Origin of the sequence: Promicromonospora sp. NPDC057138 (genome assembly GCF_042670845.1) — a bacterium.
Lineage (GTDB): Bacteria > Actinomycetota > Actinomycetes > Actinomycetales > Cellulomonadaceae > Promicromonospora.
In genome coordinates this window covers 18,589-41,180 of the sequence record NZ_JBHUUX010000044.1, presented here as the reverse complement: position 1 = coordinate 41,180, position 22,592 = coordinate 18,589, and the positions used below count along the sequence as shown (strand labels likewise).

General features: G+C 72.8%; 19 protein-coding genes. 8 read left to right on the top strand and 11 right to left on the bottom strand.

Features of this window, described 5'->3' with window-relative positions:
* Positions 1-8 precede the first annotated feature (8 nt).
* Entirely contained in the window at positions 9-1,907 is a 1,899-nt protein-coding gene (locus ACFT2C_RS20545; protein WP_377208932.1) for an acyl-CoA dehydrogenase family protein, read from the bottom strand.
* Between the two features lie 317 nt (positions 1,908-2,224).
* Here ACFT2C_RS20545 and ACFT2C_RS20540 point away from each other — a divergent pair, with 317 nt between their 5' ends.
* Positions 2,225-2,875, top strand: a complete 651-nt coding sequence (locus tag ACFT2C_RS20540) for a TetR/AcrR family transcriptional regulator (protein ID WP_377208931.1) — start codon at positions 2,225-2,227, stop codon at positions 2,873-2,875.
* A 40-nt stretch (positions 2,876-2,915) separates the two neighbouring features.
* Here the strand turns inward: ACFT2C_RS20540 and ACFT2C_RS20535 are convergent, their stop codons facing one another.
* Positions 2,916-3,653 (bottom strand): FadR/GntR family transcriptional regulator, encoded by a 738-nt coding sequence (locus tag ACFT2C_RS20535; protein WP_377208930.1) that lies wholly within the window; start codon positions 3,651-3,653, stop codon positions 2,916-2,918.
* Between the two features lie 99 nt (positions 3,654-3,752).
* Between ACFT2C_RS20535 and ACFT2C_RS20530 the strand changes: the two genes are divergently transcribed.
* Positions 3,753-4,421 (top strand): gluconokinase, encoded by a 669-nt coding sequence (locus ACFT2C_RS20530; RefSeq protein WP_377208929.1) that lies wholly within the window; start codon positions 3,753-3,755, stop codon positions 4,419-4,421.
* Positions 4,421-5,980, top strand: coding sequence for an SLC13 family permease (locus ACFT2C_RS20525; protein ID WP_377208928.1), 1,560 nt, complete (start codon positions 4,421-4,423; stop codon positions 5,978-5,980). Before ACFT2C_RS20530 ends, ACFT2C_RS20525 begins: the two co-directional genes overlap by 1 nt.
* Before the next feature lie 112 nt (positions 5,981-6,092).
* Here the strand turns inward: ACFT2C_RS20525 and ACFT2C_RS20520 are convergent, their stop codons facing one another.
* The 3 genes from ACFT2C_RS20520 to ACFT2C_RS20510 all read right to left on the bottom strand — a co-directional run bounded on the left by ACFT2C_RS20520 (position 6,093) and on the right by ACFT2C_RS20510 (position 9,165).
* Complete coding sequence (locus ACFT2C_RS20520) at positions 6,093-7,088, bottom strand: hypothetical protein (protein ID WP_377208927.1); 996 nt, start codon at positions 7,086-7,088, stop codon at positions 6,093-6,095.
* A gap of 99 nt (positions 7,089-7,187) precedes the next feature.
* Positions 7,188-8,129 (bottom strand): phosphotransferase, encoded by a 942-nt coding sequence (locus ACFT2C_RS20515; RefSeq protein ID WP_377208926.1) that lies wholly within the window; start codon positions 8,127-8,129, stop codon positions 7,188-7,190.
* Between the two features lie 67 nt (positions 8,130-8,196).
* Complete coding sequence (locus ACFT2C_RS20510; protein WP_377208925.1) at positions 8,197-9,165, bottom strand: alpha/beta hydrolase; 969 nt, start codon at positions 9,163-9,165, stop codon at positions 8,197-8,199.
* Positions 9,166-9,417: 252 nt separating this feature from the next.
* Here ACFT2C_RS20510 and ACFT2C_RS20505 point away from each other — a divergent pair, with 252 nt between their 5' ends.
* From ACFT2C_RS20505 to ACFT2C_RS20495, 3 genes are all read left to right on the top strand, one after another.
* Complete coding sequence (locus ACFT2C_RS20505) at positions 9,418-10,461, top strand: LacI family DNA-binding transcriptional regulator (RefSeq protein WP_377208924.1); 1,044 nt, start codon at positions 9,418-9,420, stop codon at positions 10,459-10,461.
* Positions 10,462-10,526: 65 nt separating this feature from the next.
* Entirely contained in the window at positions 10,527-12,755 is a 2,229-nt protein-coding gene (locus tag ACFT2C_RS20500; protein WP_377208923.1) for a beta-galactosidase, read from the top strand.
* A 248-nt stretch (positions 12,756-13,003) separates the two neighbouring features.
* On the top strand, positions 13,004-14,662 hold the full coding sequence (locus ACFT2C_RS20495) for a DUF222 domain-containing protein (RefSeq protein WP_377208922.1): 1,659 nt from the start codon (positions 13,004-13,006) through the stop codon (positions 14,660-14,662).
* Positions 14,663-14,813: 151 nt separating this feature from the next.
* Here ACFT2C_RS20495 and ACFT2C_RS20490 read toward each other — a convergent pair whose 3' ends face one another.
* The 4 genes from ACFT2C_RS20490 to ACFT2C_RS20475 all read right to left on the bottom strand — a co-directional run bounded on the left by ACFT2C_RS20490 (position 14,814) and on the right by ACFT2C_RS20475 (position 18,361).
* On the bottom strand, positions 14,814-15,644 hold the full coding sequence (locus tag ACFT2C_RS20490) for an enoyl-CoA hydratase/isomerase family protein (RefSeq protein WP_377208921.1): 831 nt from the start codon (positions 15,642-15,644) through the stop codon (positions 14,814-14,816).
* Positions 15,645-15,758: 114 nt separating this feature from the next.
* Entirely contained in the window at positions 15,759-16,604 is an 846-nt protein-coding gene (locus ACFT2C_RS20485) for a ferredoxin reductase (protein ID WP_377208920.1), read from the bottom strand.
* A gap of 10 nt (positions 16,605-16,614) precedes the next feature.
* Positions 16,615-17,166 carry a sulfite oxidase-like oxidoreductase gene (locus tag ACFT2C_RS20480; RefSeq protein ID WP_377208919.1) on the bottom strand — a complete coding sequence of 184 codons (552 nt, stop codon included), beginning with the start codon at positions 17,164-17,166 and terminating at the stop codon, positions 16,615-16,617.
* A 229-nt stretch (positions 17,167-17,395) separates the two neighbouring features.
* Positions 17,396-18,361 (bottom strand): sigma-70 family RNA polymerase sigma factor, encoded by a 966-nt coding sequence (locus ACFT2C_RS20475; RefSeq protein WP_377208918.1) that lies wholly within the window; start codon positions 18,359-18,361, stop codon positions 17,396-17,398.
* A 278-nt stretch (positions 18,362-18,639) separates the two neighbouring features.
* Here ACFT2C_RS20475 and ACFT2C_RS20470 point away from each other — a divergent pair, with 278 nt between their 5' ends.
* A complete protein-coding gene (locus tag ACFT2C_RS20470; protein ID WP_377208917.1) occupies positions 18,640-19,683 on the top strand; it encodes an alpha/beta hydrolase in 1,044 nt (347 codons plus the stop codon).
* On the top strand, positions 19,680-20,408 hold the full coding sequence (locus tag ACFT2C_RS20465; RefSeq protein ID WP_377208916.1) for an alpha/beta fold hydrolase: 729 nt from the start codon (positions 19,680-19,682) through the stop codon (positions 20,406-20,408). The genes ACFT2C_RS20470 and ACFT2C_RS20465 overlap by 4 nt, the downstream gene beginning before the upstream one ends.
* Before the next feature lie 89 nt (positions 20,409-20,497).
* On the opposite strand, the gene ACFT2C_RS20460 is transcribed toward ACFT2C_RS20465, so the two are convergent.
* A complete protein-coding gene (locus ACFT2C_RS20460; protein ID WP_377208915.1) occupies positions 20,498-21,325 on the bottom strand; it encodes a helix-turn-helix transcriptional regulator in 828 nt (275 codons plus the stop codon).
* A gap of 10 nt (positions 21,326-21,335) precedes the next feature.
* On the bottom strand, positions 21,336-22,421 hold the full coding sequence (locus tag ACFT2C_RS20455; protein ID WP_377208914.1) for an SDR family oxidoreductase: 1,086 nt from the start codon (positions 22,419-22,421) through the stop codon (positions 21,336-21,338).
* Positions 22,422-22,592 lie beyond the last annotated feature (171 nt).

Below are 22,592 nucleotides of genomic sequence, written 5' to 3'. Positions count from 1 at the left end.
CTGGGGGTTCAGGGCGTGTCGTGCGAGATCCACGGACCCGTCCCCTCCGACTGGTCTATCACGCCGTCCTCCAGCCAGCGCAGCCGGCCGTCCAGCACGGCCCGGGCCAGCCGGGTGTCGGTCCGGTCCGTGGAGTCGCCCAGCCTGCGGAAGGTCTCGGCGACCCGCTGGCGGGACTGCTCGCAGAAGGCGTCAGCGAGCCGGACGACGTCGGCGCCCTTCGCCGGGTCCTCGCGGCGGATCGCCTCTGCCCGCGTGCAGACTGCCGACATCGCGAACAGCTCGGCGCCGATGTCGACGATGCGGCCGAGCAGCACCTCCTTGCGGTCGAGGCGCGCCTGCCAGCGGGCCATCGCGTAGAAGGTCCGCCGGGCCAGCGTCCGGGAGGACCGCTCCACGAAGCGCACGTGCCGGGCGAGCCGCCCGAACTCGCCGTAGGCGCCGGGCCGCACGCCCTGGCCGGCCACGAGCGTCGGCAACCAGCGTGCGTAGAACCCGCTCGCGCCGACCGCCGCGCGCGCCTTGGTGCGCAGGTCGGCGTCGCGCGAGGCGAGCTCGCCCGCCGCACTCAGGTGCATGTCGACCGCCTCGCGGGCGATCAGCAGGCGCATGATCTCCGACGAGCCCTCGAAGATCCGGTTGATCCGCATGTCCCGCAGCAGCTGTTCGGCGGGCACGGCCCGCTCGCCGCGGGCGGCGAGGGAGTCGGCCGTCTCGAAGCCGCGGCCGCCGCGGATCTGGACCAGCTCGTCGGCGACCCGGTACCCCATCTCGCTCGACCACAGCTTGGCCAGCGCGGCCTCGATCCGGACGTCCTTCTGGCCGGCGTCGGCGAGCACTGCGGACAGCTCGAACACCGACTCCAGCGCGAACGTCGTCGCCGCGATGAACGCGAGCTTCGAGCCGACCGCCTCGTGCTCCCCGATGGGCCGGCCCCACTGGACCCGCTCCTTCGACCACTGGCGGGCGATGCCCAGCGACCACTTGCCCGCGCCGGCGACAATGGCGGGGATGGAGAGCCGCCCGGTGTTGAGGGTGGTTAGCGCGATCTTCAGGCCCTGACCCTCGCGGCCGAGCCGGTTCTCGGCCGGCACCCGCACCTGCCGGAACCGGGTGACCCCGTTCTCCATGCCGCGCAGCCCCATGAACCTGTTGCGGTGCTCGACGGTGATCCCGGGGCTGTCGGCCTCCACCACGAATGCGCTGATGCCCGCGCGGGCGCCGTCGTGCGGGGGCACCGCGGCCATGACGACCAGCAGCTCGGCGATCGGGCCGTTCGTCGTCCAGAGCTTGACGCCGTCCAGGAGGTACGCCGAGCCGTCGTCGGTCGGGGTCGCGGTCGAGCCCATCCGGGCGGGGTCCGAGCCGACGTCGGGCTCGGTCAGCAGGAAGGCCGAGACGGCGCCCGCCGCGCACCGGGGCAGGTACTCCTGCTTCTGCTCGGGGGTGCCGAACATCCGCACGGGCTCCGGCACGCCGATCGACTGGTGCGCCGAGAGCAGCGCCCCGAGGCTCGGGTGCACGGTGCTGATCAGCATCAGCGCCCGGCCGTAGTCCACGAGCGACAGCCCGAGGCCGCCGTACTCGCGCGGGATCTTCATGCCGAAGGCGCCGATCCGGCGCAGGGCCGCCATGGTGTCGTCGGGGATGTGGTCCTCGCGCTCGATCCGGGCGCCGTCGATCGTCTCGCAGACCTCGCGGAGCGCGTCGAGGAACTGCGTACCGCGCTTCGCGACCTCCGGGTCGGGCACCGGGTAGGGATGGATCAGCTTCACGTCGAAGTCGCCGAGGTAGATCCCCTTGGCGAAGCTGGGCCGCGCCCACTCCCTCTCGCGGGCCTCCTCGGCGACCTCACGGGCCTTGCGCTCACCCGGTGTCGAGGACTGGTGCACGGCGTCGACGCTCATAGCGGACCTCCCGGCGGGCCGGCGCGGAGCTACGGCTCGCTGCGTTGCGACCCTGTGCCGGCGGACGTCACCCATGGTAGGCACGCCGTCGGGCGTCCGACCACCCGCCGCGCGAGGGCCGAGCGGCGCGCGAGACCGATGGCGGCCCGTCGCGGTCCGCGTCGAGTCAGGTCGGGACCGTCCGGATGACCATGCGGTTGCTGCCACCCGGAGCCCGGATCTGGCAGCAGGTGCATGGTTATCCAGGTCGTCGCTCTCCGGAGTCGTGATGCGATCATGTTCCGGAACACCCCGTCCGGTTCGGCGAAGTGAGAGTGATGACCGACCAGCCGTCTCAGCCGGCCCTGCACGCCTCGCACGAGCTGCGCTCCGACGCGCGGGACAACCGCGAGCGCATCCTCCAGGTGGCGCGCACGACGTTCGCCGAGGAGGGCCTCGACGTGTCGATGCGCGAGGTGGCCCGGCGCGCCGGCGTCGGCCCGGCGACGCTGTACCGGCGGTTCCCGACCAAGGAGGCGCTGGTCACCGAGGCGTTCGGCGAGCAGATGACTACCTGCTCCGCGATCGTCGAGGCGGCTCTCCGCGATCCCGACCCGTGGCACGGGTTCCGCACCGTGATCGAGGAGGTGTGCGTGATGCATGCCCTGGACCGCGGCTTCACCGCCGCGTTCATGACGGCGTTCCCCAAGGCCGTCGACTTCGCCGAGGAGCGCACCCGGGCCCTGCGCGCGCTGGCCGAGCTGATCCAGCGCGCCAAGGACGCCGGCGGCCTGCGCCGCGACTTCGTGCTGGACGACGTGATCCTGCTGATCATGGCCAACTCCGGCATCCGGGCGACGTCGCGCGAGGCCGCCGTGGCCGCCACGCGCCGGTTCGTGGCGCTGCAGGTCCAGTCGATCGGCGCCCGGCCGGACGGCGGCCCGCTGCCGCCCGCCGTCCGGCTCCCGTTGATGACCGGGCTGCGCTGACGCCGGGGCGCGACGGACGCGGGCACAGGCGCGGCCGGGGCTACCGGCTCGCGCTCGCCTCCGCGCTCCGGGCACGTCCCGCGTCGTCGCCGTCGGCGAGCGCCCCGCGCACCTCGCGCACGATGCGGGCCATCGCGTCCTCGGCGGCGTGGGCGTCGCCCCTGGCCACCGCGGCGGCCACGGCCTCGTGCGCGTCCAGGGCCACCGGCTCGGGGAACGCCGGCATGAGGCCCAGGTGGGTGCGCCCGGAGATGACGACGGCGACGACGTCGGCGAGCGCGCTGAACAGCTCGTTGCCGCTGGACCGCAGGAGCCGCTCGTGCATCCGGATGTCGAGCGCCAGGAACTCCTCGCCGTCGCCCTGGCCCGCCTCGCCGAGCGTGCGCATCCGGCGGGCGATCGCGAGCAGCTCGTCGCGGACGGCGGCCGACGCCCCGCGCGCCGCGCCCGCCGCGGCGAGCGGCTCGACGGCCTGGCGCAGCTCGGTCAGCGAGCGCAGCTGCGACGCGCGCCCCGGGCCGTCCAGGCGCCACGCGATGACCCGCGGGTCGAGCACGTTCCACGCGTCGTGCGGCAGCACCACGATGCCGACCCGGGGACCCGACCGGACCAGCCCCAGCCCTTCGAGCAGGCGCATCGCCTCGCGCGCGACCGTGCGCGACACCTCGAACTCGGCGCCGATGCCGTCCAGCGTCAGCGCCGTGCCGGCAGGGAGCTCGCCACCGGTGATGCGGCGCCCCAGGGAGTCGAGAACGGGGCCGTGCAGCGCTGGGGGCATCTTCGAATCCTAATCGGCCGTGTGTGACAGCCAGCCCTTCCCACCATTGGTGACATGAATCACGTCCCAATGGTGCCACCAATGGGTGAGGATGGGTGGATGGACACAGACGTCACGGAGACAGCGATGTTCTCGACCCAGACAAGTAGCGGGACACCAGGCAGCGGGACGGACCGCAGACCCCGGGCCATCGTCGTGATGGGCGTGGCCGGGTCGGGCAAGACCACCGTCGCGGCCCTCCTCGCCGGACGGCTCGGCGCGTCGTTCGCGGAGGGCGACGACTTCCACTCGCCGGCGAACGTCGCCAAGATGGCCGCCGGCCACCCCCTGGACGACGAGGACCGCTGGCCGTGGCTGCGCGGCATCCGGGACTGGTTCGCCAAGGAGCTGAACGAGGGACGCAGCGCCGTCGTGCCGTGCAGCGCCCTGCGCCGCAGCTACCGCGAGCTGCTGGAGACGGCGGGCAGCGACACGACCGGCAGCGATACGGGCGGCACGGTGCAGTTCGTGCACCTCACCGGCTCCTACGACCTGCTGCGCGAGCGCATCCAGGGCCGCGCCGGGCACTTCATGAGGCCCGAGATGCTCGACAGCCAGCTCGCCGCGCTGGAGCCGCTCCAGGACGACGAGCCCGGGTTCGCGGTCGACGTCACGCCGCGGCCGGACCAGGTCGTCGAGGAGATCCTGCACCGGCTCGACGGCGCGCCCGCCGAGAACCCTGCCGTCACCGCGCCCACCACCGACACCACCCAGCCCGAGGACCACTGATGCTCCACTCCACGCACCTGCTCGCCCAGGGTGCCGCCGCGGCGGCCGCCCTCCCCCAGGCGGCCGCCGACGCCGGTCCGACCGCCTCGACGCCCCAGCTCGTCCTCGCGGCCGTCGCCGGTATCGCCGTCATCATCACGCTCATCGTCTGGCTCAAGCTGCACCCGTTCCTGGCCCTCGTGCTCGGGTCCGGCGTGCTCGCGGCCGTGGCCGGCGTCGGCCTGACGGACACGTTCACCAGCTTCACGACGGGGCTCGGGACCACCGTCGCCGGCGTCGGCGTGCTGATCGCGCTCGGCTCCATCATCGGCAAGCTGCTCATCGACTCCGGCGGGGCCGACCGGATCGTCGACACCATCCTCGACAAGACCCCGGCCAAGCGGCTGCCGTGGGCCATGGCGCTCATCGCCTTCGTGGTCGGCATCCCGCTGTTCTTCGAGGTGGGTGTCGTGCTGCTCATCCCGGTGGTGATGATCGTGGCGCGGCGCATGCGCGCCAACCCGATCCTGGTCGGCATCCCGGCGCTGGCCGGACTCTCCGCGCTGCACGGCCTGGTGCCGCCCCACCCCGGTCCGCTGCTCGCCATCGACGCCCTCGGCGCGAACCTGGGGCTCACGCTCGGGCTCGGCCTGCTCGTCGCGATCCCGACGGTGGTCGTCGCCGGGCCGCTGCTCGCCATCCCGCTCACCCGCTGGGTGCGGCTCGCGCCGCCCACCACCATCCTGGGCGTGCCCGACGGCGCCGGTGCGGCGGGCGACGGCCGCGGTCAGCGCGCGGGTGCCGCCGGCGGGAACGCTGCCGACCAGGATTCGACAGGCGGAGGCTCGACCGGCGGGGGCTCGACCGCGGGCTCGGCCGTCGCCGTCCTGCCCGAGACCGCCGCCGGGCTGCGCAAGCCGTCCTTCGGGATCTCGGTCCTGGTCGTGCTGCTTCCCGTGCTGCTCATGCTCGCGCGGGCCGTCGTCGAGATCGCGGGCGCGACCGAGACGGGCTACGGGACCGTCGTGGAGTTCCTCGGCGAGCCGCTCGTCGCCCTGCTCATCACGGCCCTCTTCGCGTTGTTCGCCTTCGGCACCGCCGTCGGCCGCACGCGGCAGCAACTCGGCGACCTGGTCGGCTCGTCGTTCGCGCCGATCGCCGGGATCCTGCTCATCGTCGGCGCCGGCGGCGGCTTCAAGCAGACGCTCGTGGACTCGGGCGTCGGCGACGTCATCGCCTCCGGTATCGCCGACGCCGGGATCACCCCGCTGCTGGCCGGCTGGATGGTGGCGGCGCTGATCCGGATCGCCACCGGGTCCGCGACCGTCGCGACCATCACCGCCGCGGGCATCATGGCTCCCCTGGCCGCGGGCCTGGAGCCCACGCACGCGGCGCTGCTCGTCCTCGCGATCGGCGCGGGCTCGGTGTTCCTCTCCCACGTGAACGACGCCGGGTTCTGGCTCGTCAAGGAGTACTTCGGCATGACCGTCGGCCAGACGTTCAAGACCTGGTCGCTCATGGAGTCGGTGCTGTCCGTCGTGGCCCTGGCAGTGGTCCTGGCCCTGGGGGCGTTCATCTAGCTCCCGCGAAGTCCGCCGCCATCACACGGTTACGCATGGTTTCTCGCCGCAGAGCATGCACAACCGCGTGATGGCGGCGGACCTTCGGGGCGGCGGCGCGCGCGAGCTCGGGTCAGTGGTTCTCGAGCAGGCGCAGCAGCAGGCTCGCCAGCCGGAAGCGCGCTCGGCCGTCCAGGGACCGGGGGTCGTAGCCCAGCTCGTTCGTCAGCGTGTCGTGGCGGGCCTGGAGCGTCGAGTGGTGCATGCCGAGCGCCGTCGCGGCGGCGCGCACGCTCTCGGCCGCGGCGAGCTCGTCGAGCACCACGCGGGCGCGCAGGTCGAGCCGGGCGAGTGCGGCGACGTCAGGCTGCTGCGCGGCGACGGGTTCGAGCGCGCTGACGGCGGTCAGGACCACCCCGAGCTCCGCGGCGTCCACGACGGCGTCGCCGTCGGGCAGCAGCCGCAGGGCGAGGAGCGCCGTCTGGAAGGCCTCCGGGAGCTCGCCGCCGCGCCGGGCGACCCCCACGCCGGCTGGGCCGGGGACTGTCGCGTCGCGGCCGAGCACGACCGCGCGCACCAGGCCGTACGACGTCGCCACCACCGTCGACAGCGCGGCCTTCGGATCGTGCGAGAGCGGCAGCGCCGCGATGCGGGTCTCGCGCGCCGGATCGAGCCGGAGCCGCGACAGCGCGACCCGGCGTTCCTCGACGTCCCGGGCCGGGTCGATGACGATCTCGAGGGCGCTGCCCGACCGGCCGGGCCCGTGCGCCCCGACCAGGTCCACCGCGAGCGCCAGCCGCTCGATCACCATCTCGTCGTTCGCGTGCGGGGTGCCCTCGCGTTCGAGCCAGACGCGCCCGTTGCTGATCGGGCGGGTCGGCCACTGCTGCCGGGGCGCGGCACCGTCCCGGGCTGCGTCGTCCGGCAGCCGGTCGCCGTCGGGGCCGATGCGGTACGTGCGCCGCCCGTCGGACGCCCCGGCGACCGCGCCGCTGAGCACCGCCGCGCCCCGCAGCAGCGCCTGCAGCCCGACGCCGCCCGCGACGAGCACGTCGAAGTAGGCCACGACCTTGAGGGTCTCGCTGGCCTCGGCGTCGAGTGCGGTCAGCCGGCCCACCAGTTCTTGCATGGTTTCGCTCCATCGCGTTCAACCAAGCCTATGCCCCCCGACCTGTCAGACGACCTGTCAGACGCCTGGGTCACTCGGGTAACCCCTGCGCCTGACAGGTCAGGGGGCGGTCGCCAGGAGGCGACGCATCGCGGCGTGCGCCGGCGGACCCCACGATCGCTTGCCGCCCAGGTGCCCGTGGTCCCCGGCCTCCCCGATCAGGATGCCGCTCAGCGCCGTGAGCACGGCCCAGCCGCGGGCGCGCCGGAGCGTCGCGTCGTCGGCGCCGCCGCCCGCCGCGGCCCCGCCAGTCCCCGGCCGGTAGGCGGCGTGGAAGGCGTCCGCGGCGCCGTCGGGCAGGAGGGCCCAGACCGCGGCGAGGTCGGTGGCCGGGTCGCCCGCGCAGAGGTCGCCGAAGTCGATGACGCCGCAGAAGGTGCCGTCCTCGGTGAGGATGTTGGCCGCGTGCAGGTCGCCGTGCAGCCACACCGGCGGGCCGGCCCACTCGGGTGCGGCGACGGCGTCGTCCCACACGGCGCGCACGGCGTCCGGGTCGGCGACGAGGTCCAGCTCGACGGCGGCGGCCAGCCGGTCGGCGAGCTCCGCGGTGCGCTCGGCCAGCGGCCCGCCCCGGCTGCGGCCGGCCGGAGCGCCGTCGGGCGCAGGCCGGTGGAGGGCCGACAGGAACGCGGCCAGGGCCTCGGCGGCCTCGGTCGCCCGCGTCGCCGGGGCGTGGTCGGCCGGCGTCCCCGGCACCCAGGTCGTCACGATCCAGGAGCGCGGGAACCGCTCGGCCGGCTCGCCCAGGCGCTGCGGCACGGGGACCGGCAGCGGAAGGCGCGGCGCGAGGCCCGGCACCCAGGCGTGCTCCTTGCGCAGCAGGGAGTCCGCGGCCTCGGTGGCCCACGGCATCCGGACGGCGAGGTCGTCGCCGAGACGCCACAGCTGGTTGTCCCAGCCCTTCGCGCCGAGCCGCAGCGGCCGGTCCGCCAGATCGGGGTGCTGCTCGCGCAGCAGCTCCCGGATCAGGTCGGCGGTGATCTCGACGGCGCTTTGGCTCATGAGGGCAACGGTACGTTCCCGGCCGGGGTCCGGACGCCGCGGCACAGTCGAGACGCCGCGGCGGGGGTCAGACACCCAGCGTGCGCGCCACCCAGGAGTCGCGGGCCGTGCGCATCGCCTTGGCCAGGGCGGAGTGCGGCGCCATCATGTCGAAGCCGTGGAACCCGCCGGGCCACACGTGCAGCTCCGCCTGCACGCCCGCGGCCCACAGCGCCGTCGCGTAGGCGACGTCCTCGTCCCGGAAGACCTCGGCGCTGCCGCAGTCGATGAAGGCCGGCGGCAGCCCGGACAGGTCCGTGGCCCGCGCCGGCGCGGCGTACACGGAGACATCGTCGGTCGCGCGCCGGTCGCCGAGGAGCGCCGACCACCCGGTGAGGTTCGAACCGCGGTCCCACACCCCGACGCCGTCGATCTGGACGGTCGAGACGGTCTGGTCCCGGTCGTCCAGCATGGGGTAGATCAGCACCTGCCCGGCCAGGGCGGGCCCGCCCTCGTCCCGGGCGAGCAGCGCCGTGCCGGCGGCCAGGCCGCCCCCGGCGCTTCCGCCGGCGACGATCAGGCGGCCCGGGTCGATGCCCAGCTCCTCGGCGTGCTCCGCCGTCCACAGCAGGCCCGCGTAGCAGTCCCGCACGGGGTAGGGGTCGGGGAACTCGGGCGCGAGGCGGTACTCCACGGTGACGACGACGGCGTCGAGGTCGGTGATCCAGCCCAGGAGCTGGGCCACGCCGGTGAACCGGTCACCCAGGATCATCCCGCCGCCGTGGGTGTGGTAGATCCCCGGCCCGACGCCGGTCCGGCCCGCCCGCTGCAGGACGCTCACCTCGATCTCGTCCCCGTCGTGCCCGGGGATGGTCACGTCCCGGCGCTCGATCCCGGCTTCTGCGAGCAGGTCGTCGACGCTCCCCTCCCAGGGAGCCGGGCCTCGCAGCAGCGGGATCATCTCCGGCGTGATCGTCGGCGGGAGCTGGTCGGCCAGCAGCGCCAGCACCGCCTCCAGCTCGGGGTCGAACGGGGGCCTCTGCACGATCTCAGCCATGAGAACTCCTGTGTTCCACGGTCCTGCACAACAAGGATGCGGCAAGTCTCATCCCGTGCGGACGCCGGTAACACCCGCCAACCGATGCCCGCTCACCCCCGCTCCCCCGCCATCCGGCGGCCCCGCGGAGGGCCCGGTTCGCGACGCATCCGGCACCTGAACCACCCTTGACTACGTAGTCAAGGGCATGGTTCGCTCTCTGCGTTGACTACGTAGTCAAGCGACCGGCAGGGTTCAGCGAGGGAGCTGCACATGGGTGCCACACGGGTGGCGATGACCGACGTCGCCCGCCGCGCCGGCGTCTCGCAGAAGACCGTCTCGCGGGTCGTCAACGGCGAGCCCCACGTCGCCGACGCGATCCGGGCCAAGGTCCAGGCGGCCATCGAGGAGATGGGTTTTCGCCCGAACGCCGCGGCGCGCGCCCTGGTGACCCGCCGCAACCAGCGCATCGGCATGGTCACGCCGAGCACGGCGCTGTACGGCCCGGCGTCGATCCTGGAGGGCGTCGACAGCGCCCTGCGCGGCTCGGGCTACTACCTGAGCGTCGCCCGCACCCAGGGCAACGGTGTGGCCGACTTGCAGGCCGCCATCGACGAGCTCGTCACCCAGGACATCGCGGGTCTCGTGCTCTCCGAGCCGATCGACCTGGGCCACCCCGACCTGCGGATCCCGCACGGGCTGCCCGTGCTGAGCTTCGGCTCCCCGAAAGCCGGATCCACCACCCCCAGCACCCCCGAGGCGGACGCGCGCCCCGACGAGTTCGTGATGGGCGCCGACGAGATGGCCGGGGCCCGGTCCGCGGCCGAGCACCTGCTCGCGCTCGGGCACCGCACGGTGCACCACATCGGCGGCACGGAGGGGTGGTCGGCCACGGCCCGGCGCATCGCGGGCTGGCGCGGCGCCCTGTCCGACGCCGGGGTCGAGGAGCCGCCCGCCGTGCACGGCGACTGGACCCCCCGGTCCGGGTACGAGGCCGCCACCGAGCTGCTGCGCCGCGGCGGCGTCACCGCGATCTTCGCCGCCAACGACCACATGGCCATCGGAGCCATCCGGGCCGTCGAGCGGGCCGGCCTGCGGGTCCCACACGACGTCAGCATCGTGGGGTTCGACGACGCCCCCGAGGCCGAGTTCCTCTCCACTCCCCTGACGACGGTGCGCCAGGACTTTGCCGAGGTCACCCGCCTGGCGGTGCACCGCCTGGTGCGCACCATCGAGGGCCGGCCCCCGGCCGAGCGGCGCCGGCTGGTCCCCGCCCAGCTCGTCGTCCGCGAGAGCACGGCACCGCCGCCGTCGTGATCGGAGTCGTGACCGCCGTCCGCCACTTCACGAGCCACCCGAGCACCACCACCTGAGAGGACAGCATGAGCGCACTGCACCACCTGAACGACGGGGTCCTGTTCGGCGCCGCCTACTACTACGAGTACCACCGCCCCGAGGACCTGAGCACCGAGGACCGCCGCGCACGACGCCTGGCGCGCGACCTCGACCTGATGGTCGAGGCGGGATTCACGGTGATCCGAGTCGGCGAGTCGGTCTGGTCCACCTGGGAGCCGGAGAACGGCCGTTTCGACCTCGACTGGCTGCAGCCCGTGCTCGACGGTGCCCACGAGCGGGGCATCAAGGTGATCCTCGGCACCCCGACCTACGCGGTGCCGATGTGGCTGGCCCGGCTGTACCCGGAGATCAACGTCGTCCGCCGGGACGGGAAGGCGATGGGCTGGGGCGCGCGCCAGGAGATCGACTACACCCACCCGGCGTTCCTGTTCCATGCCGAGCGGATCATCCGCGCCGTCGTCGCCCGGTACGCCCAGCACCCCGCCGTCGTCGGGTACCAGGTGGACAACGAGCCGGGCAACGAGATCTTCCACAACCGGCAGGTCTTCGAGCGGTTCGTGGACCACCTGCGCACCAGGTACGGCACGGTCGAGCGGCTGAACGACGAGTGGGGCCTGACGTACTGGTCGCACCGCCTCTCGACCTGGGCGGACCTGTGGACGCCGTCGGGCAACTGGCAGCCGCAGTACGCGCTCGCCTGGCGCCGGTTCCAGGCGGAGCTCACGACGGACTTCATCGGCTGGCAGGCCGACGTCGTCCGCGAGTACGCCCGCGAGGACCAGTTCGTCACCACCTGCATCTCCTACGAGCGCCCGACCGTGCAGGACGACGCGCTCACCCGCGAGCTCGACGTCACCGCCGGCAACCCGTACTACCGCATGCGAGACCACCTGGCCCTGCCCCTGACCGTCGACCAGGACGACTCCTGGATGGCCACGGGCACGTGGTCGCTCTACGCGATGGCGGACCGCATGTACTCCTCGAAGCAGGCGCCCTACCTCGTCACGGAGACCAACGCGTCGGCGATCGGCGGACCCCACCAGAACGAGCCCGCCTACGACGGCCAGTGGCGGCAGGTGGCCTGGGCGCTGGTCTCCCGCGGCGCCACGATGATCGAGTACTGGCACTGGCACACGCTGCCCTACGGCACCGAGACGTACTGGGGCGGGATCCTCCCGCACTCGCTGGAGCCCGGGCGGACGTACCAGCAGATCGCGGCGCTCGGCAGCGAGCTGCGCGCCGCCGGCGCCACCGTCGCGAACCTGACCCCGGACACCGACGTCGCGCTCGTCTGGTCCAACCCGAGCAAGTGGTCGCTCGCGGAGTTCCCCCAGATCGGCGGGGGCGCCGGGCCCGACAAGCAGGGCTACCACCGGATCTTCGACGCCTTCTACCGGGGCGCGTTCGACGCCGGCCTGCAGGCGCGGCTGCTGCACGACGCCCAGCTCACCGACAGCAGCCCCGAGGAGGTGGCGGCCGAGCAGCCGGTGCTGGTCGCGGCCGGCATCACGATCGCCGACGACGCCTGGCTCCAGTGGCTGGAGCGGTACGCGGCGGCCGGTGGTCACCTCGTGCTCGGCATCCGCACCGGGTACGAGGACGAGGAGGCGCGCGCCAGGGCGGAGCGCAAGCCCGCGCACCTGAGCGAGGCGGCCGGCGTCTTCTACGACGAGTTCGCGAGCATCGACACGCCGCTGGTGGTGCGCGGCGCGGACGGTGTCGACGGGCTCGGGGGCCTCGATGTGCCGGACGACGCCCGCGCGACGAGCTGGGTCGACAGCCTGCAGGTGCTCGACGCCGACGTGCTCGTCCGCTACGACCACCCGCACTTCGGCCGGTGGCCGGCCGTGACGACCCGCGCGCACGGCGCCGGCCGGGTGACCACGGTCGGCACCATCCCCGACCCGGCACTGGCCAGGACGGTGCTGGCCTGGGTGGTGGAGCACAGCGGGCACGCGGTCCAGGGCGGGACGACGGCGGTGGGCGGGCCGGCGTCGTCGTCAGAGAAGCCGGCATCGTCGGAGAAGCCGGCGGGCGACCGGCCGCTGTGGCGGCCGCAGGCGCCGTCCCAGACCGTCACCGGCGCGACCAACCCGGCCGGTCAGCGGGTGCGGTTCGTGCACTCGTGGTCGTGGGAGCCGAGCACGTTCGTGCTGCCCGGCGCGGTGCGCGACGTGATCAGCGGCGAGGAGCTGGCCGCGGGCGCCGAGCTGGAGCTGGGTCCGTGGGACGTGCGGGTGCTGCTGGACGTCTGAGGGCGGCCGGCGGGCGCGAGTCCAGCCGATCGGGCCCGCGGCGCGCTCTGGAGAAGCCGTCGCGGGCCCTCTTACAGACGGTTGGAGACCTGCCGAAGGGTTATCCACAGATTCTGTTTCCATCCATCCATGCGCACGTCTGTTCGATAGTATCGAGGCAGGCAAGAGGTCCGACCAGGGGCATCCTGCTGGGGCGCGTTCAGGCGTGCCGAACCTGTTCGGGCGTGTGCGGGAAGGGGGTGGGGTCCATGGCAGCGAACCAGTGTGGCGGCGGTGGCCCGCGCCCTGTGGAGGACGTGCTGACCGATATCGAGTCGCTGCTGGACGAGCTGCCCGGGTCGGTGGCCCCGGACACACCGGAGGATGGCGGTCTGGGTTCGCGTGGAGCGGTGGGGGTCTCGCGTCTGGTGGATGCTTCGGCACGGTTGCGGGTGGCGGGTGTCCGGTTGGATGCGGTGCGATGGTCGGTGCTTCCCCGGATCGAGGCGGCGGGGTTGTGGGCACAGACCGGTGCGAGGACGTTCGCGGTCTGGCTGGCCCGGACGGAGGATGTGCAGACCGTGACGGCCAGGGCCGAGGTTCGGATGAGCCGGGCGTTGCGGGATCATCTGCCCGCGACGCTGACGGCGGCGTTGTCCGGTCGGATCGGCAGGGACAAGGTCCGGGCTCTGGTCGATGTCGCGACCACCAGCCCCGAGCGCATCGAAGCGCTCGGCGCGCCGGCGGTCGACGTGGGCCTCGTCGAACCGTCCGCACCCGACGATTCCGCTACCGGCGAGTCCGCTACCGACGAGCCTGGAATGGACGAGCTTGGAACGGGCGGCACGGATGCCGACGACGGTGACGCGCCCGGCCCCGACGACCCCACGCCTGCCGATCCGACACTGGAGGACCTTGCCGTGGCTGGGGCCGCTGGGGTGGGTTCGCCGACGTGGGAGGAGCAGCTGCTGGACTGGTCGACGCAGAACGGTCCGGACCGGTTCCGTGGTCTGGTGCGGTACTTCGCGCGGCACGCGGACCCTGAGGCGGACGAGCGCGGGTACTCCAGGGCGAAGGACCGGGAGTATCTGGACGTGTCCCCGACGATGGGTGGGTATCACGTGTCGGGGTTCCTGACCGAGGAGCACGGGCTGGCCGTGACGACCGCGCTCGGCTCCGTCATGGGCGCACCCGCGCCCGGGGATGACCGCACCCCGGGGCAGCGTCGCGGTCAGGCGCTGGCGGACCTGGCCCGGGTCGTGCTGGACAACGGACACACCGGTACTGGCGCGTCCGTGCGTCCGCACGTGTCGGTGACCGTGTCCTGGACCGAGCTGCAGGCCCTCGCCACCAAGAACCGCATCACCAACCGCACCACCAAGCGCACCACCAAGAACACCATGACCGGCACAGCGACCGGCACCAACCAGACCGGCACGACCGGCACACCGGGCACGACCGGGCCAGCAGGCACGCCGAGCAGTCCGAACGTGCCGAACGTGCCGAACGTGAAGGCGCCGGCGGTGTTCACGGAGACCGGTAGCCCGGTCCCGACCAGCCTGCTGCGCCGGATCGCGTGCGACAGCCAGGTCACCCGGATCGTGTTCGGCCCCGACTCCCAGATCCTGGACGTCGGACGCGCCCAACGCACCATCACCGGACAGCTGCGGCGTGCCGTCATCGCCCGCGACAAACACTGCGTACTGGGACAGTGCGACCAACCACCCTCACGCTGCGAGGTCCACCACGCCGAGACCCACTGGGCCGACGGCGGCCACACCAGCGCGGCCAACGCCGCCCTGCTCTGCTACCACCACCACGACCTCGTCGACACCCACCACATCACCATGCACTACGACAACGGCTGGCACTTCACCGACCGCCACGGCCAACCCATCCACACGGAAACCGACACCACCAGCAGATGACCACCAAGGCACACTGGTACGCGACCGACGACCGATGCATGTCCGACGACGGTCTCGGAGGCGTCGACCGGGCCGCACGGATCGGGCGACCCTGTCGACGGCACCGGTACGCCGCCGGATGCAACGGCGTCGAAAACGACAGGCCGACGGCTCAGGCCTGCCGGCTGCCCATCCCGAGGTACTCGCCGAGCTTGTACTCGAGATCGATCCCGAGCTGGGCGGCGATGGCCTGGAACCCCTCGGCGCGGGAAAGAAATCCGGGCAGAGTGAGCGAGCGCTCGAACTCGCCGTACGCGGTCACGAGGTCGGCGTCCGGCGGCAGTGACGCGCGGTTCACCATGGCCTTGGCCGACGCGAGGGAGGTCCGGTCGAACGAGGCGAGGCGAGCGGCCATGGTGTCGACGAAGCCGTCGAGCTCGGCGTCGGGCAGCGCCCGTGTCACCCAGCCCCAGCGTTCGGCGGTCTCGGCGTCGTAGTCGTCGCTGCTCAGGATCACCTCGAGAGCCCGATCGCGGCCGAGGAACCGGGGCAGCCGCTCGGTGCCACCGCCACCCGGCAGCAGGCCGCCGCCGACCTCCGGCTGACCGAAGATCGCGTTCTCGCGGCTCGCGTAGCGCAGGTCGAGCGCGAGGGCGAGCTCGTCGCCGCCGCCGCGCGTCCGGCCCCGGATGGACGCGATCGTGATGTACGGGGCCTTGGACAGCCGCAGCACGATCTCCGTCCAGATCGGCACCGCACCCTCGCCCTCCGGCGTCGGGAACTCGGCCGCGGCCGCGAGGTCGAAGTGGTTGAAGAAGAAGTCCGGCGTGCCGCTGTCGAAGACAAGGACCTGGATGTCCGGATCGGTCTCCAGCTCTCGGGTGATCTCGTCGAGTCGCCGGACGGTGTCGCCGACGATCAGGTTCACGGGCGGGTTCGCGAACGTGATCCGCGCGATCTGGGGCGTGGTGCGCTCGAAGGTGATGGTGCTCTGCTCGGACATGGGTCCGCTCCGTTCACTGTGCTGACCGTTGTGGTCGTGGAGGCGGATCTCCCGTCCCGGGTTTCAGAGTACACTCATTTCTGAGTCCCGTCACTTTTCTGCACTGCGGCGCCCTCAGCCGCCCGCGGGGCCGAACCGCTCGGTGCGGACCCGGGCCGGGTCGTGGCCCTGGGCGACGAGCATCCGCGAGACGGCCTCGACGAAACCCGTGGGCCCGCAGACGTACACCTTCGGCTCCAGCTCTGGCGGCCAGCCCCATGAGGCCAGCTCCGACGCGGTGAGCCGCCGCGGACCGCGCAGGGCCTTGAGCGAGACCGCCCGCGTGAAGATCGTGCTGGCCTCGAAGCCGTCGCCGCGGGCGGTGAGCGCCTCCAGCTCGTCCGGGTACAGCTGGTCCTCCGCCGTCCGCACCGAGTAGACGAGGCGGAACGGGGTACGGTCTCCGGCCTGACGCCGCGCGCGCACCATCGACATCACCGGGACCAGCCCCGAGCCGCCGGCCAGGAGAAACACCGGCGTGCCGGCGTCGCGGGCGGCGTCCCAGACGAACCAACCGCCGATAGGCCCGCGGACCTCGATCGCGGCCCCGAGCGGGAAGGCGTCGACGAGGTACGGCGACACCTCGCCGTCGGCCACCCGCTGGACGGTGATCTCGACCCGCCCGCTGCCCGACGGCGTCGAACCGCTCGCCACAGAGGGTCCGCTCGCGAGGGAGTACGAGCGCTCGGCGGTGTACCCGTCGGCTGCGGTGAGGCGCACGTCGAGATGCTGACCGGCCTGGTGATCCGGCCAGCCTTGGACGTCGAGCACCAGGGTCGCCGCCGACGGGCTCTCGATCCGCCGCTCCACCAGCGTGGCCACCTGCCATCCGGAGCGGACGGCGTAACGCTCGCCGAGCCGCGCACGCTGCCCATCGCCATCCTGAGCACCCGCAGCCTGTGTCTCTACGGACTGAGCCACGCGCTGAGCTTCATTCACCCTGGTACCTCTGCTCGCGCCACGGGTCGCCCAGGTCGTGGTAGCCGAGCTTCTCCCAGAAGCCCGGGCGGTCCGTCGGCATGAGCGTCAGCGAGCGCACCCACTTGGCCGACTTCCAGAAGTACAGGTGCGGCACCAGCAGCCGGGCGGGGCCGCCGTGCTCGGGGTGCAGCGGCGCGCCGTCGAAGGTGTGCGCGATCCACGCCTTGCCGCCCAGCAGGTCGGCGACCGGCAGGTTGGTCGTGTAGCCGCCGTAGGAGCCGACCATCGCGAAGTCGGCGGTGGAGTCGACGTCGGCGAGCAGGACGTCGAGGGAGACCCCGCGCCAGCGGGTGCCGACCTTGGACCAGCGGGTGACGCAGTGGATGTCCACCGTCGCCTCGTCCTGGGGCAGCGCCATCAGGTCCGCCCACGTCCACGACTTCGTGGCGCCCGCCTCGTTGGTGACGGTGAATGTCCAGGTCGCGGTGCCGACGTTGGGCGTGGGTCCGGCAGAGAGGACGGGAAACCCCTCCTCCGCGTACTGGCCCGGCGGCAGGGTCACGCCTTCGGGACGCGCCCGGCCGTGGAATCCAGGGGTCAGGACGGCGCCCGGGCCGGCAGAGGAAGGGCCTGCAGAGGAAGGGCCGCCAGAGGCGGCGGAGTCGGGGCCTGCAGAGTTGTAGCCTGCAGAGTCGGGGCCCGCAGAGTCGGGGCCCGCAGGATCAGGGCCGCCCGGTCCGGGCGGGGTCGCGCTGGTCATGCCTCAAGGTAGTGCGGCGACGGGCGCGCCGTCATCCGTCGTCGGCGGCGAAGCTCGGCGACCACGAGCGCCTGACCCGCTCGAGCTTGGCTGGGTTCATCTGCCACAGGATCTCGTCGACGCCGCCGTCCGACGCCGTGAGCGTCAGGACGCAGAACAGCTCGCCGTGCCGCTCGAGGCCCATCGCGATCTCGCCGTTGACCTCCAGCGGCCACGCGGTGACGCCGGTCCAGAAGATCTCGGCGCAGGCCTGCAGGAGGCGGGCCACCTTCCGGCGTCCGACGACGGGGACCCGCGCCGCCAGCCGCACGACGCCGCCGCTGTCGGCCCGGCTGACGACGTCCTCGGCGAACAGCCGCTCCAGGCCCGCCAGGTCGCCGGCCCGGGCGGCCGCCACGAACGCCTCCAGGAGCGCTCGGCGCTTGCTCGGGACGACGGTGGTCCGCTTGCCCTGGGCGATGCGCTTCCGGGCGCGGCTGACGAGCTGGCGCGCGGCCGCCTGCGGGAGCTGGACGATTCGCGCGATGTCGGCGTATGCGTAGCCGAACGCCTCCCGGAGCACGAACGCGGCGCGTGCGGTCGGTGGGAGGCGTTCCAGCAGGACCAGCAGCGCCACGTCCAGCGCCTCCACCTGTTCCACGCCGAGCGCGGTGTCCTCGCTCGTATCGACCGGCTCCGGGAGCCAGGGCCCGGTGTACGTCTCGCGGCGGGACCGGGCGCTGTGCAGCACGATCATGGCGAGCCGCGTGGCCGTCGTCGTCAGGAAGACCTCCGGGTTCATGACGACGGACCGGTCCGTCGTGTGCCACCGGATCCACAGCTCCTGCAGCACGTCCTCGGCCTCGGCCGCCGAACCGAGCATGCGGTAGACGATCCCGAAAAGCTGCGGCCGGACCCCCGTGAACATGGCGGCGGCTTCATCCAGCTCCGGCTCCAGGTCCGAATCCAGGTCTGAGGCCAGCTCTGCGTCCAGGTCCAAGACGTCCGATGTCGTCATGACTCTCCTTGTGATGGATGCCGTCACAGCCGGAGCCCCCAGCCGGTCGTACGTGCGAGGCCGGTCAGATTCCGGTCAGACACCCGTCAAGACGGAGGCCTAGGCGATCAGGCCTCGGAAATCAAACGTCTCACCGCGATCCGCGTCTGTCGCAGCGCAAACCGGACGCAACGGATACGAGCCCAGGATTTCACCCCACCAGATCCATGCAGCACAACCGAGGCAGCACAACCGAGGCAGCAGAAACCGAGCAGCACAAACCGAGCAAGGAGCAATCTATGAGTGAGCACGTGCTCGAGCCGGCAGCCCAGGCGTTTGCCGACGCGACAGCCAGGCCCCCGTTCGTCTACCAGCTGGGCGTCGAAGGCGCCCGGAAGCTCCTGGACGACGTCCAGTCGGCACCGGTCGAGAAGCCCGATGTCGACGAGAAGTGGATCACCGTCCCCACGGAGATCGGCTCAGGGGTCGGCTCAGAGGTCGGCGAGGTGCGGGTCCGCATCGTCAAGCCGGCCGGCACCCCCGGCGCAGCCCAGGGGCTCCTGCCCACCATCCTCTACGTCCACGGCGGCGGCTGGGTCCTCGGCGGGACGACCACCCACGACCGGCTGGTGCGCGACCTGGCTGTCGGCGTCGGCGCTGCGGTCGTCTTCGTGGAGTACACCCGGTCGCCGGAGGCGCAGTACCCGGTGGCCATCGAGCAGGCCTACGCCACCGCCCGGTGGATCACGCACGACGGCGCCTCCGAGGGCCTGGACGCCGCGCGGCTCGCCGTCGCCGGCGACTCCGTGGGCGGGAACATGGCCGCCGCGCTCGCGATCCTGGCCAAGCAGCGCGGCGACGTGACGTTCGTCCACCAGTCGCTGTACTACCCGGTGACCGATGCCGCGCAGAGCACCGACAGCTACCGCGAGTTCGCCGACGGCCCGCACCTGACCGCCAAGGCGATGGCGTGGTTCTGGGACGCCTACCTGCCCGACTTCGACCGGCGCGCCGAGATCACGGCGTCCCCGCTGCGGGCGACCGCCGAGGACCTCGCGGGCCTGCCCGAGGCGTTCGTGATCGTCGACGAGAACGACGTGCTGCGGGACGAGGGCGAGGCGTACGCGCGGAACCTGACCGCGGCCGGCGTCCCGACGACGAGCATCCGTTACAACGGCACGATCCACGACTTCCTGATGCTCAACCCCGTCCGCGGCACCGCCGCGACCGTCGCCGCCCTGGAGCAGGCGGTCCACGTCCTGCGCAAGGCGTTCAACAAGGAAGACCTCGACAGCGGTGCGCTCAACAGCAGTGCACTCGACAGCAAGGGAGAACTGTCATGACCAAGCCCAACCCGACCCCCACCGTCGTCCTCGTCCACGGGGCGTTCGCCGACTCGTCGAGCTGGAACGCCGTCGTCGGACACCTCCAGCAGCAGATGGTGCCCGTCGTCGCGGCAGCCAACCCGCTGCGCTCCGTCGCGGGTGACGCCCAGTACGTGCGCGACGTCATCGCGTCGATCGAGGGGCCCGTCGTCCTGGTCGGGCACTCGTACGGCGGGTTCGTCGCCACCGAGGCGGCCGCCGGCAACCCGAAGGTCGTCGGCCTGGTCTACGTCGCCGCCTTCGCACCCGAGACCGGGGAGAACGCGTTCACGCTGTCCTCGAAGTTCCCGGGCAGCACCCTCGGCGAGGCGCTGACGGCCTACCCCGTCTCGACGGGCGGAAACGAGCTCGCCATCCGGCCGGAGGTGTTCGGCGAGCAGTTCGCCGCCGACGTCGACGACGACCTCGCCACCCTGATGGCTGCGACCCAGCGGCCGGTGACCGAGGCCGCCCTCACCGACGGCCTGCCCACGTCCGAGCCGGCGTGGCAGACGGTTCCCTCGTGGTTCGTGTTCGGCGACGCCGACCGCAACATCCCGGCCGAGCTGATCCGGTTCATGGCCACCCGGGCCGGTGCCCGCTCGACCACCTCCGTTCCGGGGGCATCGCACGCGATCTCGGTGTCGCACCCGGTCCTCGTGGCCGAGACGATCCTCGCCGCCGTCGAGGCGACCAAGGAGTAAGGGCCGTCTGAGCAGCAACAGCAGGCGGACGCCGGCCGGGACCCTCCAGCCCGGTCGGCGTTCGCCGCTCTACCGGCTGAACACCTGGGTCAAAGCGCGCCGACCACCGAGAGCAGGCGGAGCCGCTCGTGGCTCTCGGTCCCCGGGACCGCGGTGAACACCGTCAGCGCCTGGTACTGGTCCGGGTCCAGCAGGGTCTGCCCGTGCAGCTCCACGAGGCCTACCTCGGGATGGTTCAGCCGCTTGGGCTCGCAGTAGGGCCCGACGACGGGGTGCTCGTCCCACAGCCGCGCGAACTGCGGGCTGCGGCCGCGCAGCCCTGCGGCGAGCTCTCCCGCCGGTGACTTCGCGCCGGTCTGCGCGTGGACGGCGGCCAGCCTGGCCGTGAGCGTGCGGCTGTGCCGGTCGTGGTCCTCCTCGGGGATCCGGTCGCGGCTGCGCGGGTCGGTGAACCACCGGTAGACCCGGGCGCGCTCCGGACCGGTGTACGAGGTCTCGTCGCCGAGGAGCACCGCAGCCAGACGCGTCTGGCGGAGGGTCACGCCCAAGACGTTCTCGACCTGCGCGGGCACGTCGGCCAGCCCGTCCAGGATCCGCATCATCCCGGCGTTGACGTGGTCCCCGCGCTGGACCCGCCGGGGCAGGGCGTGCCCGGCGAGCTCCACGAGCCGGTCGCGCTCCTCGAGCGTGAGGTGCAGCCCGTGGGCGACGGCCGCGAGCACCTGCTCCGACGGGACCGGCCCCCGGCTCTGCTCGATGCGGCTGTAGTAGTCCACCGAGACGCCGCTCAGCGCCGCGACCTCCTCGCGCCGCAACCCGCTCGTGCGCCGGCGCGGCCCGCGCGGCAGCCCCACGTCCTCGGGCTGGAGCGCCTCCCGGCGCGTGCGCAGGAAGTCACCGAGCTGCTCGCGGTCCATCGCCCTCACCTCAACCTCGTTCCGCGGACGCCGCTTCGGGTGCGACATCTGACACCGGTGCGGCATCCGGCACACCACCTGGAAAGCGGACACCCGTCATCGCCTGGGAGACCGCCCACAGCCGGGCGGCCGCCGCCTCGTCGGTGGCGGCACGGTAGACGCGCTGCCGCGCGGAGCTACCCGTGAAGTGGCCAACGCCGTCGGGCCCGTAGAACGTCCCGCCGTCGGCCGACGGGTCGGTGGCCGCCTGCAGCGCGGGCAGCAGTCCCTGCTCGACGGGCTGCACGAACACCCCCAGCGTGAGGAGCCGGCGCATCACGGCGTCGATCTTCGGCGGCTCGGCACTCCCCTGCTCAGTGCTGCCCTGCCCGCCGCCGGCCAGCGCTGCACCCGCGGTGTACAGGCCGCTGTACGTCGTGCCCGGATGGGCGGCGTTGCTGACGATCCCCCAGCCGTGCGCCCGGCTGCGGCGGTCCAGCTCCAGGGCGAACATGAGCTGGGCGAGCTTCGAGAGGTTGTAGGCGCGCACCGGCGAGTAGGCCTGCTCGCTGTTCAGGTCGTTCCAGTCGAGGCGCCCTAACCGCGCGGCCGCGCTGGACATGGTGGTCACGCGTGCCCGGGAGCTGCTCAGCAGCGGCAGCAGCCGGCCGACCAGGGCCATGTGCCCGAGGTGGTTGGTGCCGAGCTGGAGCTCGAACCCGTCCGCCGTCGTGTTCCGGACCGGCGGGGTCATCACGCCGGCGTTCGCGATCAGCAGGTCGATCGGCCGGCCGTCGGCCAGGAGGGCATCGGCGAGCGCCGCCACCGAGTCGAGCGACGCGAGGTCTCCCAGGCGGGTGGTGACGGCCACGCCGGGGACGGCGGCCCGCAGCCGCTCGACGGCCGCCGCGCCCTTGGCGGGGTTCCGCACGGGCAGCACGAGCTCGGCGCCGGCCCGCGCGAGGCGCTCGGCGAGGCCGAGGCCGATCCCGTCGCTGGCCCCGGTCACGACGGCGCGCTTACCGGTCAGGTCCGGCACGACGACGTCGGTGTACTTCCGCTTCCGGGCCCGGCGGCTCGGGGCCGGGTCTCGCGGGGCTGGCTGGTTCTTGCTCACGGGGGGTCCTCTCACGGCTGGCTGTGCTGTCCTCACCAGCGTGTGCGCGGCCCGGAACCGGATCCAGGTTCAGGTTGTCCGTGGCTCGCGCGGCTCCCCTGCCATGCCCGCCGTCCGCCCGTGATGTGACCACCACCACGTCACATCCCGTCGCCCTGCGTTGTCGAACGA